This is a genomic window from Comamonas odontotermitis (genome assembly GCF_020080045.1).
GTDB lineage: Bacteria > Pseudomonadota > Gammaproteobacteria > Burkholderiales > Burkholderiaceae_C > Comamonas > Comamonas odontotermitis.
Map to the genome: position 1 here is coordinate 4371499 of NZ_CP083451.1, position 17638 is coordinate 4389136.

The 17638-nt window shown below is 57.6% G+C and carries 16 protein-coding genes; 6 read left to right on the top strand and 10 right to left on the bottom strand.

Going from position 1 to position 17638, the window contains the following annotated elements:
- Window positions 1–3 precede the first annotated feature (3 nt).
- The 4 genes from rfbF to LAD35_RS20050 are packed head-to-tail and all read left to right on the top strand — an operon-like array spanning window position 4 to window position 3132.
- Window positions 4–777 (top strand): glucose-1-phosphate cytidylyltransferase, encoded by a 774-nt coding sequence (gene rfbF / locus LAD35_RS20035; RefSeq protein ID WP_224150677.1) that lies wholly within the window; start codon window positions 4–6, stop codon window positions 775–777.
- Window positions 777–1874: a CDP-glucose 4,6-dehydratase gene (gene rfbG / locus LAD35_RS20040; RefSeq protein ID WP_224150678.1), complete on the top strand. Its 1098-nt coding sequence runs from the start codon at window positions 777–779 to the stop codon at window positions 1872–1874. The genes rfbF and rfbG overlap by 1 nt, the downstream gene beginning before the upstream one ends.
- Window positions 1856–2269, top strand: coding sequence for a WxcM-like domain-containing protein (locus LAD35_RS20045; RefSeq protein WP_224150679.1), 414 nt, complete (start codon window positions 1856–1858; stop codon window positions 2267–2269). The genes rfbG and LAD35_RS20045 overlap by 19 nt, the downstream gene beginning before the upstream one ends.
- Window positions 2266–3132 carry an SDR family oxidoreductase gene (locus LAD35_RS20050; protein ID WP_224150680.1) on the top strand — a complete coding sequence of 289 codons (867 nt, stop codon included), beginning with the start codon at window positions 2266–2268 and terminating at the stop codon, window positions 3130–3132. The genes LAD35_RS20045 and LAD35_RS20050 overlap by 4 nt, the downstream gene beginning before the upstream one ends.
- 82 nt (window positions 3133–3214) lie before the next feature.
- On the opposite strand, the gene LAD35_RS20055 is transcribed toward LAD35_RS20050, so the two are convergent.
- Window positions 3215–4375, bottom strand: a complete 1161-nt coding sequence (locus LAD35_RS20055) for an acyltransferase family protein (protein ID WP_224150681.1) — start codon at window positions 4373–4375, stop codon at window positions 3215–3217.
- A gap of 475 nt (window positions 4376–4850) precedes the next feature.
- On the opposite strand from LAD35_RS20055, the gene LAD35_RS20060 reads away from it, so the two are divergent.
- Complete coding sequence (locus LAD35_RS20060) at window positions 4851–6026, top strand: glycosyltransferase family 4 protein (RefSeq protein ID WP_224150682.1); 1176 nt, start codon at window positions 4851–4853, stop codon at window positions 6024–6026.
- The gene (locus LAD35_RS20065) at window positions 6023–7330 is read left to right on the top strand and encodes a hypothetical protein (RefSeq protein ID WP_224150683.1); all 1308 of its coding nucleotides are present in this window, start codon (window positions 6023–6025) and stop codon (window positions 7328–7330) included. The genes LAD35_RS20060 and LAD35_RS20065 overlap by 4 nt, the downstream gene beginning before the upstream one ends.
- Before the next feature lie 66 nt (window positions 7331–7396).
- Here the strand turns inward: LAD35_RS20065 and LAD35_RS20070 are convergent, their stop codons facing one another.
- The 9 genes from LAD35_RS20070 to LAD35_RS20110 all read right to left on the bottom strand — a co-directional run bounded on the left by LAD35_RS20070 (window position 7397) and on the right by LAD35_RS20110 (window position 17526).
- Entirely contained in the window at window positions 7397–9076 is a 1680-nt protein-coding gene (locus LAD35_RS20070; protein ID WP_224150684.1) for a glycosyltransferase, read from the bottom strand.
- Between the two features lies 1 nt (window position 9077).
- Window positions 9078–11057 (bottom strand): tetratricopeptide repeat protein, encoded by a 1980-nt coding sequence (locus tag LAD35_RS20075; RefSeq protein WP_224150685.1) that lies wholly within the window; start codon window positions 11055–11057, stop codon window positions 9078–9080.
- 136 nt (window positions 11058–11193) lie between these two features.
- Window positions 11194–11595 carry a YkgJ family cysteine cluster protein gene (locus LAD35_RS20080; RefSeq protein WP_224150686.1) on the bottom strand — a complete coding sequence of 134 codons (402 nt, stop codon included), beginning with the start codon at window positions 11593–11595 and terminating at the stop codon, window positions 11194–11196.
- Window positions 11592–11957: a Rieske (2Fe-2S) protein gene (locus tag LAD35_RS20085; protein WP_224150687.1), complete on the bottom strand. Its 366-nt coding sequence runs from the start codon at window positions 11955–11957 to the stop codon at window positions 11592–11594. The genes LAD35_RS20080 and LAD35_RS20085 overlap by 4 nt, the downstream gene beginning before the upstream one ends.
- A 135-nt stretch (window positions 11958–12092) precedes the next feature.
- Window positions 12093–13568 carry a M20 family metallopeptidase gene (locus LAD35_RS20090; RefSeq protein WP_224150688.1) on the bottom strand — a complete coding sequence of 492 codons (1476 nt, stop codon included), beginning with the start codon at window positions 13566–13568 and terminating at the stop codon, window positions 12093–12095.
- 141 nt (window positions 13569–13709) lie between these two features.
- The gene (locus tag LAD35_RS20095; protein ID WP_224150689.1) at window positions 13710–14918 is read right to left on the bottom strand and encodes a GGDEF domain-containing protein; all 1209 of its coding nucleotides are present in this window, start codon (window positions 14916–14918) and stop codon (window positions 13710–13712) included.
- Between the two features lie 227 nt (window positions 14919–15145).
- Complete coding sequence (gene metW, locus LAD35_RS20100) at window positions 15146–15730, bottom strand: methionine biosynthesis protein MetW (RefSeq protein ID WP_224150690.1); 585 nt, start codon at window positions 15728–15730, stop codon at window positions 15146–15148.
- Window positions 15727–16881 carry a homoserine O-succinyltransferase MetX gene (gene metX / locus LAD35_RS20105; RefSeq protein ID WP_224150691.1) on the bottom strand — a complete coding sequence of 385 codons (1155 nt, stop codon included), beginning with the start codon at window positions 16879–16881 and terminating at the stop codon, window positions 15727–15729. The genes metW and metX overlap by 4 nt, the downstream gene beginning before the upstream one ends.
- A 153-nt stretch (window positions 16882–17034) precedes the next feature.
- Window positions 17035–17526 carry an Lrp/AsnC ligand binding domain-containing protein gene (locus LAD35_RS20110; RefSeq protein WP_396022764.1) on the bottom strand — a complete coding sequence of 164 codons (492 nt, stop codon included), beginning with the start codon at window positions 17524–17526 and terminating at the stop codon, window positions 17035–17037.
- Between the last annotated feature and the right edge of the window lie 112 nt (window positions 17527–17638).

Here is a 17638-nt window from a genome sequence, read left to right on the forward strand (position 1 = left end):
AAAATGAAGGTAATGATTCTGGCAGGCGGTCTTGGCACACGCCTCGCAGAAGAGACGAGTGTGCGTCCAAAACCCATGGTTGAAATTGGCGGCATGCCGATGCTATGGCATATCATGAAGATCTATGAATCGCATGGTTTCAATGATTTCATCATCTTGCTCGGCTATAAAGGATACGTCATTAAAGAGTATTTCTCGAATTACTACTTGCACACGAGCGATGTCACCATTGATTTGGCAGAGAACCGAACTATCGTGCACAACAATCGCTCCGAGAAATGGCGCATCACATTGATCGACACTGGCGAATTGGCCATGACCGGCGCTCGAGTCCGCAAAGCAAAAGCTTATACCGAGGGCAAGCCATTTATGCTCACCTATGGCGATGGCGTAGCGGATGTCAACATTCGCGCATTGGCAGAAGCCCATCGCCAATCAGGTAAAGCCATTACGATGACCAGTGTCCAGCCCGAAGGCCGTTTCGGAGCCCTCGACATCAATGAATCCAATGAAATTGTGCGGTTTGCAGAAAAGCCCAAAGGCGATGGAAACTGGATCAACGGAGGCTTTTTTGTCTGCGAACAATCCGTTTTTGACTACCTGCCCGAAGGCGATGATCTCGTGTTTGAGCAAGATCCCTTGCGACGGCTGGCAGAAGACGGCCAGATGAATGCGTTCCGGCATACAGGTTTCTGGAAACCCATGGATGCTCTGCGCGACAAGCAGCAACTCGAATCACTCTGGACCAAAAACCAGGCGCCCTGGAAGGTGTGGTGATGTTCAATAATGTATACAAAGACAAAAAAGTCGTCGTCACCGGACACACCGGCTTCAAAGGGACTTGGCTAACTCGCTGGCTGACCATGCTTGGGGCCGAGGTCATGGGCATTTCGGATGCAATTCCGACAACCCCGTCGATGTTCGAAATCTTGGGCCTGGAACAAAAGATCCACCATCGGGTTATCGACATACGGGATGCAGCTGCCCTAGCCCAGGCGATCCATGGATTTGAGCCCGACTTCGTGTTCCATCTGGCTGCACAAGCCATTGTCTCAACATCCTATATGGATCCCTTGGGCACGATTTCGACAAATGTGCTTGGAACCGCCAACGTCCTCGACGTCATTCGACAGCTCTCCAAGCCTTGCGTTGCCGTGATCATCACGTCCGACAAGTGCTACGAGAATGTGGAGTGGGAATGGGGGTACCGCGAAACTGATCATCTGGGAGGCAAAGACATTTATAGCGCGTCAAAGGGCGCTGCCGAAGTGATCTTCCATGCCTATTTCCACTCGTTCCTCAAGCACCGACCCGATATTCGCATCGCCTCCGCGCGAGCGGGCAATGTGATCGGCGGTGGCGACTGGGCCAAGGATCGGATCATTGTGGACTCGGTACTCAGTTGGAATGATCACAAGCCTGTACAGATCCGCTCCCCCGAAGCAACTCGTCCGTGGCAGCATGTGCTTGAGCCGCTATCTGGCTATCTATGGCTGGGAGCCAATCTTGCCACCAACGAAAAATTGAATGGTGAGTCATTCAACTTCGGACCACGTGCGGAACAGAACCGGCGTGTGATCGAATTGATCGCGGATGTTTTCGAGTATTGGAACAAAGACTTCGACTGCTACCAGATTACAGGCAATATCCCCTTCCACGAAGCAGGGCTGCTCAAGCTCAACTGCGACAAGGCGTTGTTTCACCTTCGCTGGGAGCCTACCCTGTTTTATCAGGAGTGTGTGCGTATGGTCGGCGAATGGTATGCCGGCTTCTACATCCAGGATCGTGATGTGCAGTCGCTCACCGAGCAACAGATTGAGCAATACATGCAATTGGCGACAGAGCGAGGTAACCAATGGACGCACTCCTCCTAAGCTGCGGCGCAATCGTCTACCCATCGAAGGTCATTCCCCACGCCAAGGGGAATATTCTTCATGGGCTCAAACGGAGCTCTCAGGGCTATATTGACTTTGGGGAAGCCTACTTCTCGATGGTCTCTTGTGGCGAGGTCAAGGGCTGGAAAAAGCATCTGCGAATGTCAATGAACCTGCTCGTGCCTATTGGCTCCATTTGTTTTCACCTTGAAGCCGAAGACGGCTCATCGGCGGAGAAAGTAGTGCTGGGAGAGAACCATTACCAACGTCTATTTGTTCCTCCTGGAGTCTGGATGGCGTTTGAGGGAGTCGGCCAGTCAACCAATCTATTATTGAATATTGCAAGCATTGAACATGACCCCACAGAATCAGTAACCAGGGAGTTCAGCCGATGAAAGTGTTAGTGACTGGCGGAACTGGCATGCTCGGCTCAGAGCTTTTGCGCGGGCTTGCAGAAATGGGGCACGAGGGAACTGCGCTTGATCGCAAGGTATTCCTGGCCGCAGGGAGAAAGGAGCAATCCTCAATGCTCAGCGACCATGAAATTATTATTCATGCCGCCGCCAATACCAATGTGGAGCAATGCGAAGTTGATCCGGAAATCTGTTATTTCGATAATACGTTTCTCACAGAAAAACTGTTCTGGCATGCCCATCGCGGGCAAAAAAAGTTCGTTTTCATATCAAGCACAGGCATATATGGGCGTGGAAAGTCAGAACCGCACCATGAATATGATTCTGTACAACCAACGACTGTTCATCATCGTTCAAAATTGTTGTCAGAAGAAGTAGTGCTTAGTTGCCCCAATACGCTCGTTATTCGAACAGGCTGGCTATTCGGTGGGCAGTTGAGCAACAAAAAGAATTTCATTGCAAATAGAATAAATGAAATTCGTGCTTCTACCGGATTTATATCTGCCAACTTTGTACAAATCGGCTCGCCCACCTACGTGGTAGATTGTGCTCGCCGCCTTCTAGAGCTGACTCTCGACGATTGTGAGGGCATTTACAATGTCGTCAACGAAGGTGTTGCCAGCCGGTTCGATTATGTAAAGAAGATTGCTGAGTTGTCAGGCTCGCCCATTGAGGTCCGCCCCATTGAGTCAAGTGCTTTCAACCGTCGTGCCGATGTTTCAGAAAATGAAGCAGCGTTGTCCTATCGAATGCGATATGAAGGGCGTTTACCACTTCGTCCATGGCAAGATGCGCTCTCTGAATATATGCGCTATGCAGGATTGCTTGGATGCCTGAGCGCATAAACCCGAAGAAGCGGGCGCAATGAAAGCCGTTGATGGAGCGCTTCAAAAAACTGGAGCGCTCCATGATTTTGGCAATTTATTTTTAATTTGATTGACCGACTTCGGATTTTTTGAAGAACTTTTCTGACAAGAACCTTCTCGCCATAGGCTCATAGTATTTAACACAAAGCCAGCACACGAAAAATAAAACACTGCCCGCAACCAGAAAAGATACTCTTGGCGAAAATCCATATGCCACCAACGCCCCAATGGCGGGCATCCCCAAAGGCTCATGCAATAGGTAGATGGGATATGACATCAATGCCAAGGGATTCACGATATTCCGAAATCCGCCTAAAAAATCAGCCTTGGCACATAGATATACAACATATAGTACGCCCATCAGCATAAAAATGGCAAATAATTCATGCTGAGGAACAGAACTAGCCCCCGAGAGTCTGGCCACAATTCTTACACACGAGAGTGCCAATAGAACAAGAATTGCCGGCAGATCGGAGCGCAATTCTTCCTTTGAATTACACAGCCCCAGTAGCATACCTAGTGCAAAGTAAGGGCCAAATTCAGAAATCGCCAGAAAATTCAACCAAGGCAGTTGCAAGCTGGGTGCCAGAAGAAGCACCAAACACCATACCTTCGCTGCGTTACGTAACTGATGACTCGTCAATTTTCCAAAGACCAATAAGAGTATAGTAATCAGAAGATAAAACTGTACTTCCAGAAAAAGCGTCCATGCAGGACCTACTATGGTTGGAGCCCCAACAAACCACTGCAGTCCAGTAATACCCAATATGGATTGGGACAATGGAGGGTATTTGATCAGTGTGATTGGCGCAAATAGAATCGCTAACGCAATAGCAACCGCGTAAGCAGGATACAGGCGACAAAATCGGGCTACCGCGAATTCTGACCAGGATCGCCCGATGGCTGATCGACTGATAACGATACCGCTGAGAATAAAAAAGAGATCCACTCCCAAAAACCCTGGCGCGGCAGCAGCAACGATCCAGTCTGGGACCCAAGACACATCGTAAGGCTGCTGCAAGTTACGGGCCAAGCCGTCTCGGCTGATCCAGTGATGCACAAGCACCCATAGCGCCGCAAATATACGCAGAATATCTAAAGGTATTGCTCTGGCGCTTGATCTTGTGGTCATTTTTTGCTTTTTTAAAAAATTGTATTTTAGCTGCGCACTAACTGGTACGACTAGGAAAAAAGGCTCCAGAGTGTTGGGAAGCTGTGCCACCTCAGAGGGTTACGAGGGCAAAGCCACCAGATTGAGTTGGAGCCGTCACAACGCAGGGCACAGCCAAGCCCGTTTGCATACTCAAGACCAACCGTGAGAATGGCAACTGCCTCCTTGGCCTTGGCAAAAGCCCGTTCAATCCAAAAAATTGCTGCGTAGGACTGCGCACCATCCACAAGATCTGCGACTGGATCCTGCATCTTGCAGAACAAGTCCGATATGATCAAACAGGTTCATCCGCACGCGGGTTCTATCCGAGACTCTTTCTAGGAACAGATGGAAGGCATGCAGGCGGAGCGTTTCAAGCTTCGCCTTACCCCAATTGCTGAAGATCAGACCGAGGCGATGCGCAAGCTTGTAGGCATGGCTGCCAAGGAAGCGGAGTCAATGCGGTCTTCCAGAGCGTTGCCAGAGGCAAAACGATAGTGGGCACCACTCAAAAATAGTTAATTCTTTGTATCCATAAACCCATACGATGAAGCTGGATGTCATTCTTGCCGCTGATGCCCTGCGCCCGCCGCTCACCGGCATCGGTCGTTACACCTACGAAGTGGCGAGACGCCTTGCCCGGCATGATGAGGTCGCACGGCTGCGTTATTTCTCGATGGGACAATGGCTGGAGGACCCCTTAGCCGCGCTGGACAGCCCACCATCTGAAAGCGCGAAACCAGTCCATACTCCGCGCGAGCGCGCAACCCTACGCACCCGCTTGGCAACCAGCCCCCTGGCAGTACGCGTGTACTGCGCCTTGACACCCATGTATTTCGGCTGGCGCTTGCGCGGCAATCGGCAGTCGATTTACCATGCCCCCAATTACATCGTTCCGCCATTCGAGGGGCGAGCGGTCAGCACCGTGCATGATCTGTCACACATCCTGTACCCCCAGTTCCACCCACGCGCCCGAGTGGACTACCTGAACCTGACCCTCGGCCCCAGCCTTGCGCGCACCAGCCATGTGATCACGGTGTCCGAGGCGGTGCGCCAGGAAATGATCGAGCGCCGCCTGATGCCGCCAGACCGCATCACCGCCATCCTGGAAGCGGCGGACGCAGCATTCCGCCCCCACACCCCACAGATGCTGGAGCCAGCCATGCAGGCCCTGGGCTTGCGCGCGAGGCAATACTGCCTGTTTGTGGGTACCGTGGAGCCTCGCAAGAATGTGGAGCGGCTGATCCAGGCTTACGAACTGCTGCCTGTGGACATGCGCCGCCAGTGGCCACTGGTGGTAGCTGGTGGCAAGGGCTGGAACTCGGAAGCCGTCCACGCCCGCATGGCAAAGGCACAAACCGAAGGTTGGCTGCGCTATGTGTCGTTCGTGGACCAACGCTGGCTTCCCTCGCTGTACGCAGGTGCACGGCTCATGGCCTACCCATCGCTGTATGAAGGCTTTGGCCTGCCGATCGTCGAAGCCATGGCCAGTGGCACGCCAGTACTGACTTCCAATACCTCGTGCATGCCCGAGGTCGCGGGAGGTGCCGCCAGGTTGGTGAATCCTTTGGACATGGAAGACATGGCGCAGGCTTTGGAGGAGTGTCTCAGCAACGAGGCATGGCAAGCCGAAGCCAGGGCCAAGGGGCTAGCCCGAGCCGCTGAACTGTCGTGGGATCAGTGCGCGGAAGAAACCGTAGCGGTCTACAGGCAACTGGCATGAACCTGGGCTCACGCAGCTACCAAAGCTGGTATGGCAGTGGTGCCGCTGCTTTGGTATTTGCACTGCTGGCCTGGGTACTGCGAAGCTCGGGCAACTACCCCATCTGCCACAACGATGAGGTCAACTGGATCTCCATTGCGCACCAACTGGATGCGGGTGTGCACTGGCCCGTCTCCGGCCCGGCATTCATCCACACGGTTCGCTCGCTCTCCGAACAACTGCAGTTCAGCCATGCCCACTCCATATCCGTGGTGGGTGTTGGCGGTGTGTTTGTTTCCATGCTTTTGTTGCTGTGGGGCTATCGCAAGCTGGCGTTGGCGGGCTCTGGCGTCATTCTGGCAGGGCTGGCATTGTCCAGCTATTTTTGGGCACCGCTGATGGAGTCCCGCCCACAGCAATGGGGGCAGATGCTGGTATTCCTGGGCGTGATCTGCGCCTGGCTGTGGTTGCACCGCCAAGGCGGCTGGGCGTTTTTTTTGATCGTGCCCTGCATTGCGGTGACGCACATCCTGAGCCACGCCATCCTGGTCTTTTTATGCGGCATGCTGGTGATTGCCGATTTTCTGGAAAAGCGCCCATTGACATGGCGCCATTTCAGCCTGCTGCTGGTAGTCGTTGCGAGCATGGGTGTTTATATATGGCCACACGGACCTTATGCAGCCATGCTGGCTGACCTGGAGCACGTTCAGATGAAGCGCCTGCTGCGGGCCGGCCCTTACCTCGTGGTGTTGCCATTGTTCACGGGTATGGCGCTCATGTGGGTACAGCGCAGATGGCACTGGCGACCCAGCTGGAGCGAAGCCGTGGCCGCGAGCCTGGAACGCAGGCGCACTGCAACTAGCCTGGGGCTGCTGTGCCTGGTTTTTACTGCACTGGCGATACAAGCCTATTTGCTACCCACACAGGCATGGCTGCCTTACGGCGGATCCATGTTGCGCTTCCTGGCCTTCCAGCTTGGCAATGTGATGTTCGCCATTTTCTTTGTGGTTGGAATCTACGGCCTGGTCGAAGGGCTGCGTACCCAGCGTTTCGATCCGGTCATGGGTCGTTTGTTGATCTGGGTATTGATTGCTTTCACCACGCTTGCACTGCTGAGCATTGCCGCTTCCTGGTGGCTGCTGGATACCAACTGGTTTTTGCGCGTACTGAACTATGGCATCTTCTTTGCCGCCATCGTGACCGCCGTTGGCATCTCCAGCGCCACCAAGACCTGGCCCAGGGCTGCCACCTATGCGTTGCTGGGGGTGGGCATGGTGGCCAGCATTCTGGCTGTGGTCCGCCCACCGCAATTGCTGGGCTGTTGATCGTGCCGCTCCATGGGGCTATTGGTGAAATGCTTGTATTCCCAATACCAGCATGCGCCATCTGCTCTATTTTTTGAAGCTCCACACCCGCGCGCCAAGGACTCCGTGCGCAGCCAGTGCCCAATCCGAGGTGGCCGCGTCACGCAATACCCATGGGTCCCGGCCCAGACGGTGGTACTGAATGCCCAGGCCGCCCAGCAAACGCTGCCACCAATTGGGCTTGCGGTCTTCTGCGATACCACCCTGATCCAGGACACGGTGCGCAGGCAGGATGGTCAAGGCCGTGTAGCCCTGCTCGCTGACAAGGCGTTGAACCACCGCCAGCACGTCCTCCCATCCCAGGTCTGCGAGCGCCAAGGTGGTAATCGAGGCTTGCTGGAGCCTGGAGGAAGCCTCCGGGTCGCCCGTGGCATCCACACATACCAGTTGTTGACTCGGCGATGCGTTCCGCCACTGCACCAGCAGGTCGATATCGCGAAGATCCTGCAAGACGGCAACCAACAGTTGCGACGAAGCCGCCTTTTCGATATCTGGAATGGCGGCAATTGGAGAGAAGCTTTGGTAGATCTCGCGAATGCGTGCCTCGCATTGTGCAATGGTGAACTGCGCATCTGCAGCGCGCTGCGCAACCTGGCCGCGATGCGCCAATTGCGCCTTGGCTTCCAAAGCCTGGCGGATGGCCTCCCTCCATGCCTGCACCTGATCAGGCGCATAGCACTGCCCGGTTCCAGATTGCCCCACCACCCATGACATGCCCGAGCCATCCAGGTCCGAGGCGATGCAGGGCTTGCCGTGCTGCATGGCTTCGATCAGCACCAGCCCGAAAGCTTCGGTACGCTCGCGCGATGCCAGCGCAAAAATATCGCAGGAGTTGAACAACGCATACTTTCTCGCTTCACTCACCTGACCAAGCAACTTCACCCTGGCGCAGCCGTGGTGAGAACGCTCGCGCTCGATCAGGGCCTCCAGCTCCTTGCGTTGCTCTCCTTCGCCGGCGATCAGAAGCTGTACCTCTGCAAACCCCGCGACTGCGGATATCAGTGTATCGAAGCCTTTGTAATAGGTCAGGCGCCCTACCGAGAGAATGCGCAACTGCGCGTCGCCCCATTCCGAGACATCTTCCTCCTCTGCCTGTTGGAGTGTTTCGGTATCGAGGGGCTTGAGCCCCAACGGGATCGCCACGGTCTTGTACAGCCAGCGCTGGAGCGGCGCACTTGCAGCCATGTAGGGCGGCGATGTGGCCAGAATCGCTTCGCTGTGCTGCAGCAGCTTGGTCTCAAACGGTTTGTAGAGCTGGTAGCAGGCCTTCAGCACCGTATCCCACTCCGAAACCAGGACATCCGAGTGCCAATGCACCACCCAGGGAATGCGGCGTGCGCTTGGAATGATCAGCGGCCAGAACGCTGCATTGTTGGGCATGTGCAAATGCAGAGCTTCGGGCTTGAAGCGCTGAATGGCTTTCCACAACGCAAACGGAAAGCCCAGTGCGATGGGCGCGAAAACAAGGGTCACCTGTACCGGCACACGGATCAGCCACTCGGGATCATCAGGCAGCGGATCACCGTGCACCACCGCACGCGCGTCGATACCACTGGCCCGCTGCTGCTCGATCAGGTCTGCCAGGAAGGACTCCATTCCTCCGCGATAGGGCGGGTAGTACTTGCCTACATGCAGAACGCGCAGGGGCGCCTGTTCAATCTTGTCAGGAGTGTTGCGGTTTTTCCCTCGCAGCCATCGGTGCAGCATGTTATTGGCCGGCCTTTGCCTTCATCTGTGCAAGCAGATTTCTGTAGACCGGGTTGGCGGGGTCCATCTCGCTGGCACGCTGCATGGCTGCGTATGCCTTGGCGGCATCGCCTTGCTCCCTGTATGCCAGCGCCTTGCCATAGAACGCAGGCGGATTGGGACGCCGTGCCAAAGAGGCATCGAAGATCTGCATGGCAGCCGCGAAATCCTTTTTACCGATCAAGGCAATCCCCAGGCCCACTTCAAAGCGGGTGTTGTCTGGCGCGCCCTTGAGCAACTGCTGGTAGTTCGCAATGGCGGCGTCATAGTGCCCGGTGGGAATGGCGACCTCGGCTTGCTCCAACCATATCTGGGGAAGCAGTGCAGATTCAGGCTGCAGGCTCAGTGCCTTGGCATAGCTTTGGTAGGCTTGCTCCAGTTGCTGTGTCTGCTTGTAAGCCGTTGCCTGGTGGTAGGCCAGCGCTGCGTTTTGAAAGCCTTGCTTCTCGGCCTCGGCAAATGCCTGCAGCGCTTCCGGATAGCGCTTGAGCAGCTCCAGAGCCATGCCGCGGTTGAACTGCGCAGAACCTAGCGGCTCCTTGAGTGCGACGGCCTTCTCGAAATCCTGCAGCGACTGCTCGTAGTTCAGGTTTTCCAGCAGATACGCACCCCGGTTGTTGAACGGACGCCAGCGACCAAAAGCGTTGAACGGCGCCTGCATGTCCACTTTCTGCGCTGCATCCGTCCAGGCGGTATAGGCGTTCTTGAAGGTGAGGTTGCGCTCCACCGCGAGGCCCGTCAGGCCCATGCCCACGACAAAGGCCACGGCCACCATGGCCTTGCGCGGGAGATGCAGCAGCACCAGCGCCAGCAAGGCTGGCAGGAACATCGCCCAGATGTAGCTGCGATACAGAACAAATGGATCCTGCAGCCAGGCGGTGACGAATTCGGTGCTGAACAGAATCGCGGTGCACAGCAGCACCAGGCCCACCAGGCCCCAGCCATCACGGCGGCGCAGCAGCAAGCACAGACTACCAACCAGCACAGCCAGATAACCCACCGCCCCCAGCCAATGGGGCCAGCTGGAATAGCCAAGCGGGAACACCGGCCGCAGATCAATTGCCATCCACTGCACATTGGGCAGCAGCCACAGCAGCCCGTAATTGAAGAAGAGCGTTGCCTGGTTCATCAGGCTCAGGGGATAGATGGATGGCGTGATACCGGGGTACAGCTTTTCCAGCAGATGCACATAGGCCCACGATGTGTCATCGGTTGCCACTGCGCCCACAAAGGCGCCCAGTCGCGGCCACAGAACTACCGTGAACACGCCCATCACTACGGCGATGGCGACCACGGTACCCGCGATCACTTTCCAGGAGGGTCGCTTCACAAAAATATAGAGCGGCAGGGCCAGGGCGGGCAACACCACGGCATGCTCCTTGCTAAGCAGTGCAAACACGGTGCATAGCAGCGCCAGCAAGGCCCATTTGATGCCTCCGCCGGCAAGCGCCCTGACAAAGGTCCAGCAGGCCAGCGCGGCAAACAGGGTCATCATCACCATGCTGCGCTGAACCAGGTAGCCCACGGCATAGACGGCCATGGGATGCACCGCAAACAAGGCCACCGCCGCAAAGATGGCAATCCGGCGATTGGTATCGAAACCGGGTTCTGCCAGGGTTTCTTCAGAAAAGCGAACGTGCTTGAACAACTCGGTCACCAGCAGCCAGATCGCATAGCAGCTTGCCAGGTGCAGCAGCACGTTGACCGCGCGCTGCACGACAAAGCTGTCTCCGAACAGAGCCTGCACCCACACAAAGCTGCCATAGGACAGCATGCGCACTTTCAACTGTGCCAGGTTGCCATAGGCGCCAAAGATGGTGCCGTCGGTGAAGCGGTTGTCATCGAACACCAGGCCGTTATGGAGCCCGACCCCATAGATGACGCCCACGGCCAGGAGACTCGCCACGATTCCCAGAAACCAGAACAGTTTTGTTTTTTGCATCGTCGATACGGCTAAGAAAATGCCCCATGAGCAAGCCCTGGGGCAGTTTGGACCAGCACCACCATGTGCCTTCAAACCATTTTAGAGGACTTCTGCGCGCGCCTTGCATCCAGGCTGACCGCATGCAAACACAGTCCTAGCCCAGATTTTTGTTACCGTATGCGCAAAAACCCGGCTTGGGACCCTTCTTGGGGTGCAGGCGGCAGGTTTCGGGGCGTTTTTCATACACCGTGCACATGCGCGTGGTGGGGTGCAGAAAATTGCAATCTCCCCCTGCCCGCCGCGCCATGGTGAAAATATTGTGCTTGGGGTTGTAGTGGTCAATCAACCTGGCCTTGAGCAGGCGCTTGGCTATCAGCTTGTGGTCGACATTGTCCACCTCGAACGGGTCCACCAGTTCCAGCCGCACCAGGTCCGGCAGTTGCACTTCCAGCGGCATGGTGCAGCAATTGGCCGCGCAACTGTCACACATACCGGGCTTGTATTTGCTCCAGGTATCCAGCCGGTCCACATCGACTACGCGGATGGAAGATTTCATCGCGCCGCCCCATTCGCCTGCAACCAGATCTGTCCATCCCGCTCCTCCACCGGCACCGCATCAAGGTGCGAGCCACGGCATGGCCCGCCCACGCAAGCGCCGGTGTTGGGCTGGTAGATCGCACCATGGTAGGGGCAGAGAATGAACTGGCGACCGCTTTCGAGCACATCGCCATCAAAATCCATAGGGACGCTGGCGTGCTGGCATTCGTTGATCCAGCCATGCAAGCTGCCCTGCCAACGAATGACAAAGGCCTTCTGGCCATTGGGCAGTTGAAAAAGGATTGGTTTTCCGTTGTCCACCAGATCGGCACTGCTGCCAATCGGGTCGGTGGCGTCAAAAAGAATCGTGGCGTCGCTCATGCTGTTGAGAAGGTGCGGGTCTGATATGGCAAAAAACATCCCGGCCAGGTTCACACTGCGCCGGGAGATGTTGCCTCAAAATAGATAGCAAATTGCGCATACTCTGCCTGCGCCAGCCCGCTATTTTAAGAAAATTCAGCCCTGCACCTCCGCAGGCATGCTGGCAATCACCTGCGCCACTGCGGCCGTCAGTTTTTTGGCATACGGCACATGCAGGAACTCATTGGGGCCGTGGGCATTGCTCTTGGGTCCGAGCACCCCGCACACCATCATCTGCGCCTTGGGGAAACCTGCGCTCAGCATGCCCATCAGGGGAATGGAGCCCCCCTGGCCGATGAAACCGCAGTCAGCGCCAAAGTAGGAGCGGCTGGAGCGGTTGAGCGCGTTCAGGAACCATTCATCGGTACTGGGCGCATTCCAGCCGTTGGCACCGCTGGCACCTTCCCAGGTGACCTTGGCCTGGTACGGCGCATTGTCTTCCAGCAGGCCCTTCAGCTCCTGCATGCACTGCACCGCATCCACCAGTGGAGGCAGGCGCAGGCTGAGCTTGAATGCGGTGTAGGGACGCAGCACATTGCCCGCGTCCTGCAATGCTGGCAGGCCTTCTGCACCGGTGACCGACAGCGTGGGCTCCCAGGTGCGCTTGAGCAGTGCCTGCGTGGGGTCGGTCGTGGTGGGCAGCGCAAACAGGCTGGAGCCATTGCAATCAAAGTGCGCCCAGGGGAAGCGCTTGTACAGTTCATCGCCCAGAATGGCAGCGGTGGCCTGTGCCTGGGCCAGACGCTCGGCAGGTACCTGGCAATGAAAGCTCTCGGGCAGCAGACGCCCGGTCTTGCTGTCTTCCAGACGGTCGAGTACCTGTCGCATGATGCGGAATGACGAGGGCACCACGCCCGACGCGTCTCCCGAGTGCACGCCTTCGGTCAGGATCTCGACCTTCAGAGTACCGGCCACCATGCCGCGCAGGCTGGTGGTGAGCCACAACTGGTCGTAGTTTCCGGCGCCGCTGTCCAGGCAGATCACCAGACCCACATCGCCCAGGCGCGGCTTGAGCATGTCGATATAGGCGGGCAGATCACCCGAGCCGCTTTCTTCGCAGGTCTCGATCAGGCCGACAATGCGCGGGTGCGGCACATTCTGGCGCTTGAGCTCCTGCACCGCAGCAATGCTGGCGTAGGTGGCATAGCCGTCGTCGGCGCCACCTCGGCCGTACAGCTTGCCGTCTTCATACTTTGGTGTCCAGGGGCCCAGATCGCTGCGCCAGCCCGAAAACTCCGGCTGCTTGTCCAGATGACCGTACATCAACACCGTCTGCTGGTTGCCAGCTTGTGTAGCGGGTACTTCGAAGAACAGCACCGGCGTGCGGCCTGGAATGCGAACCACTTCCAGCTTCAGGCCGTCCACCTTCTGTGCCTCGACCCAGGTGGCGGCATTGCGCACCACGGTGTCGAGGAAACCGTGCTTTTCCCATTCGCCGTCGAAACCGGGCGACTTGGCCGGAATGGCGATATAGTCGGTCAGCTGGCGCAGAATATCCTTGTCCCACTGCTCGCTGATATGGCTGAGCGCGGGATCGGCCTGCAGGTTGGAAGCGTCAATGCGGGCATTCATGGGGTGGTCTCCTGATCGTGCTGCGCTTGCTGGCGCATGAAGGCCTCAAGGGTACCAGCCCTGGCGCGGAAAGATCGCTTTTCCCCGGCAAACCCCTGCTTTGGAGGCAAGCAAATGGCGATTGGGGCCACCAGCCCTGGCTCAAGCCCGGCTTTCCCGCCAAAGCGGCGTACTGCTTTCCGCGGGCGGCACCGGCAGCTGGCGGTGCATGACAACGCAATTGCGCCCGGACGCCTTGGCACGGTACATGGCACTGTCCGCCGCCTCCAGCAGTGTCTCCCATGGAGTATGTGCTCCCACGGCGCCTGCAAAACCGCCAATGCTGACCGTCACCTGCAGCGCATGGCCTTTGATGAGCACGCTCGATGAGCGCACGGCCAGAATCAGTCGCTCAGCAAGAATCTGTGCCTCCTCCATGCCTGTGCCGGGGCAGACGATCACGAACTCTTCCCCACCGAAGCGCCCGAGATACACATCCGAGCGCACATTGCTGGCCAGCACCCGGCTGACATGGCGCAGCACCTTGTCGCCGGAGATATGACCATGCGTGTCATTCACCCGCTTGAAATGGTCCACATCGATCAGCAGCAATGCCAGAGGATGGGCCTGGCGGCCAGCATCCTTAATGCAATGCTCCAGCGCCCTCACCAGAGCGCGGCGGTTGAGCATACGGGTGAGAGGGTCCCGCAGCGCAGCGCGGCGGCTTCGGGCTTCGCGCCGATCCTGCACCATGCGCATGAAGCCCAGGGTCAGTAGCAACATCACCACCACGTTCAGCGCCGTGCGCGCCCAGTACCACAGCAGAGGCTGCTCCATGGGCGCCGCCTCCTGCGGCAGACCTTGGCTAGGCCCGCATTGCAGATAGAGCACGCCAGCCAGGAAAACCCCCAGCGCCACACACAGCATGCGGTAACCAGTGCCCAGGCGCAAAGCCCGCATGCGCCACAATTCCAGCGCCAGCCAGCCCAGTTGAATGGCAAACACTGCGTGCATGGCATAGAGCAGCACAGGTGCCAGCTCTGCCCCCAGCGTCAGGCTGCCAAGCGGCAAGACAGCGGCAGGCGCCAGCATGAGCCAGCGCCAATCGGTGTCGAGTTGGCGAAACTGGCGCAGCGCCATGACGAGGCAGCCCAGCACGGCACTGAACAGGCAACTGACCAGCAGGCCGCTCCACCGTGCCGCCGGTGGCGACAGCATCTGCACAGCGGCCAGCAAGCCCACCAGCAGCATGGCCAGCGCCACTGCCCCCAGGCCCTTGCGCCAGCCCTTGCGCCCCAGCACGACAATAGAGGTCACCGCCGACAAGGCGGTCATTCCCACCATCAGCCACATCAGCGCAACACTTACCAAGCCCCAATCCATAAACCAGAACAAATAATTGTCGTTATTAATAAATTGTAGCTATTAATAATTTACCGTGACATTGCTCTCGCTGTGAATCGTGCTAAGCGGCCTCAAAAAAAAATGTCGTATCTCCCTCGCACCGCTGCAATGGCTTTGCGGTACGGGGGACAAGGGGAGTGCATCGCGGTGTAGCGCCAAACCGATAGCTTGTAGTCGGCAAGGGCTGCCACAGCTCAGGCGTGCTCGAAGTGGAACACCGCCGTGCCCGCCAGCGCATTGGGCAGCAGGCGCTGCACATGGCCGTTTTGCAGACCGAAGCTGTCCAGAATGCGCAGCTTGTTCTTGATGGCCAGCACCTCGAAGTCCTTGAAGGTGCCGACGCGGATATTGGGCGTGTCGTACCACTGGTAAGGCAGGCGCTTGGTCACCGGCATGCGGCCCTGCAGAATCGAGAGGCGGTTGGGCCAGTGCGCAAAGTTGGGAAAGGCCACCACGCCCTGCTTGCCGATGCGCGCGGTCTCGCGCAGCATCACTTCGGCATTGCGCAAGTGCTGCAAGGTGTCGATCTGCAGCACCACATCAAAGCTGTTGTCCTCGAAGATGGCCAGGCCGTCTTCCAGATTGAGCTGCAACACATTGACGCCACGGCGCACGCAGGCCAGCACATTGGCATCGTCGTACTCAATGCCGTAGCCGGTGCAACCGCGCTCTGCCTGTAGATGGGCCAGCAGGCTGCCGTCGCCACAACCCAGGTCGAGCACGCGCGAGCCTGGGGGTATCAGTGAGGCAATGGCGCGCAGGGTGGATTTTTCGGTCATGCGGCCTCCTTGGTGGCTGGTGCCGTGTTCAGTTCGTTGGCAATGTTCTCAAAATAGGAGCGCATCACGCCCATGTAGCGGGCGTCATCGAGCAAGAACGCGTCATGGCCGTGCGGGGCGTCGATCTCGGCATAGCTCACGGTACAGCGGTTGTCGAGCAAGGCTTTGACGATTTCTCGGCTGCGCGCAGGCGAAAACCGCCAATCCGTCGTAAAGCTCACCAGCATGAACTTGGCCTTGGCCACGGCGAGCGACTGGGTCAGGTCGCCACCATCTGCCTTGGCGGGGTCGAAATAATCGAGCGCGCGGGTGATCAGCAGGTAGGTGTTGGCGTCGAAGTAGTCGCTGAACTTGTCGCCCTGGTAGCGCAGATAGCTCTCGATCTGAAATTCCACGTCCTGCGTGCTGTACTTCAGGTCCATGCCCTCGCGCAGCTGGCGGCCGAACTTCTGGTTCATCACGTCGTCGCTCAGATACGTGATGTGGCCGATCATGCGTGCAATGCGCAGGCCGCGCTTGGGCACCACGCGGTGCTCGTAGAAGTGGCCGCCGTGAAAATCCGGGTCGGTCACGATGGCGCGGCGCGCCACTTCGTTGAAGGCAATGTTCTCGGCGCTCAGGCACGGCGCACTCGCCACGACCACCGCGTGGCGCATGCGTTCAGGGTGCTGCAGCGTCCACGACAGCGCCTGCATGCCGCCCAGGCTGCCGCCCAGCACGGCTGCCAGCTGCGTGACGCCCAGGCGATCGAGCAGACGCGCCTGGGCGTTGACCCAGTCTTCCACCGTCATCACCGGAAAATCTGCCCCGTACACCTTGCCGGTATCGGGGTTGATGTGCATGGGCCCGGTCGAGCCAAAGCAGGAGCCGAGGTTGTTGACGCCGATGACAAAGAATTTGTTGGTATCGACCGCCTTGCCCGGTCCGATCATGTTGTCCCACCAGCCCTCGCTCTTGGGCTGGCCTTCATAGCTGCCAGCCACGTGGTGCGATGCGTTGAGCGCATGGCACACCAAAATGGCGTTGGACCTGTCGGCATTCAACTCGCCATAGGTCTCGAAAGCCAGGTGGTAATCGCGGATGGAAGCGCCACTTTTGAGGGGGAGCGCCTCCGGGAAATGCATTGATTGAGGTGTCGCAACAAATGACATAAGAAAACCCGGCAACGCTAAAAACGAGGCCGGGTCGATGCTTTTCTGTCGCCTACCGAGTCTTTAGCTGGATTTATAAAGCGCCCGCAAGCTGAAGCAAATCGGCGCCGTGAAGCACAAAGTGTACTACCAATCGCTCGCAAGCGGCACCTGTCAAAACCCGCCCAGGTACAGCCGACTCGAGCTTTTCACCTCTTCCATCACCGCATATGTCCGCGTCTCGCGCACGCCAGGCAACTGCCACAGCACTTCTCCGGCAAAGGTGCGGTAATGGTTCATGTCGGCCACACGGATCTTCACCAGATAGTCGAAGCCGCCCGCCACCATATGGCATTCCATGATTTCGGGCCGCACCTGCACGGCAGCCTTGAACTCCTCGAACACATTGGGGGTGGTGCGGTCGAGCAGGATTTCGATGAACACCAGCATGGCCGCACCCAGCTTTTGCGGGTTCAGGCGCGCTTCGTAACCGGCGATGTAGCCGTCCTTGGTCAGGCGCTGCACCCGCGCCAGCACGGCGGTGGGCGAGAGTGCCACGGCTTCTGCCAGCTTCAGGTTGGAGATGCGGCCATCGCGCTGCAGCACGGCGAGGATACGCAGGTCCATGCGATCAAGGTCTTCGGGCGGGGCGATCATATCGGTCATAAGCGGCCTGGATGCGGAATCTTTCTCTATGAAATAGAGCAATTATGGAGAGAAATTCATCGCACAAACTCGCACACTGGCGATATTCACTACCCCGGTATTCCCAGAGGCC

Bases quoted from the DNA above. Each gene is read 5' to 3' on its own strand.
- LAD35_RS20050 (WP_224150680.1), top strand. From the start codon at position 2,266: ATGAAAGTGTTAGTGACTGGCGGAACTGGCATGCTCGGCTCAGAGCTT.
- metW (WP_224150690.1), bottom strand. From the start codon at position 15,730: ATGACCGAAAAATCCACCCTGCGCGCCATTGCCTCACTGATACCCCCA.
- metX (WP_224150691.1), bottom strand. From the start codon at position 16,881: ATGTCATTTGTTGCGACACCTCAATCAATGCATTTCCCGGAGGCGCTC.
- rfbF (WP_224150677.1), top strand. From the start codon at position 4: ATGAAGGTAATGATTCTGGCAGGCGGTCTTGGCACACGCCTCGCAGAA.
- LAD35_RS20045 (WP_224150679.1), top strand. From the start codon at position 1,856: ATGGACGCACTCCTCCTAAGCTGCGGCGCAATCGTCTACCCATCGAAG.
- LAD35_RS20070 (WP_224150684.1), bottom strand. From the start codon at position 9,076: ATGCTGCACCGATGGCTGCGAGGGAAAAACCGCAACACTCCTGACAAG.
- LAD35_RS20075 (WP_224150685.1), bottom strand. From the start codon at position 11,057: ATGCAAAAAACAAAACTGTTCTGGTTTCTGGGAATCGTGGCGAGTCTC.
- LAD35_RS20060 (WP_224150682.1), top strand. From the start codon at position 4,851: ATGAAGCTGGATGTCATTCTTGCCGCTGATGCCCTGCGCCCGCCGCTC.
- LAD35_RS20065 (WP_224150683.1), top strand. From the start codon at position 6,023: ATGAACCTGGGCTCACGCAGCTACCAAAGCTGGTATGGCAGTGGTGCC.
- LAD35_RS20080 (WP_224150686.1), bottom strand. From the start codon at position 11,595: ATGAAATCTTCCATCCGCGTAGTCGATGTGGACCGGCTGGATACCTGG.
- LAD35_RS20110 (WP_396022764.1), bottom strand. From the start codon at position 17,526: ATGACCGATATGATCGCCCCGCCCGAAGACCTTGATCGCATGGACCTG.
- rfbG (WP_224150678.1), top strand. From the start codon at position 777: ATGTTCAATAATGTATACAAAGACAAAAAAGTCGTCGTCACCGGACAC.
- LAD35_RS20085 (WP_224150687.1), bottom strand. From the start codon at position 11,957: ATGAGCGACGCCACGATTCTTTTTGACGCCACCGACCCGATTGGCAGC.
- LAD35_RS20090 (WP_224150688.1), bottom strand. From the start codon at position 13,568: ATGAATGCCCGCATTGACGCTTCCAACCTGCAGGCCGATCCCGCGCTC.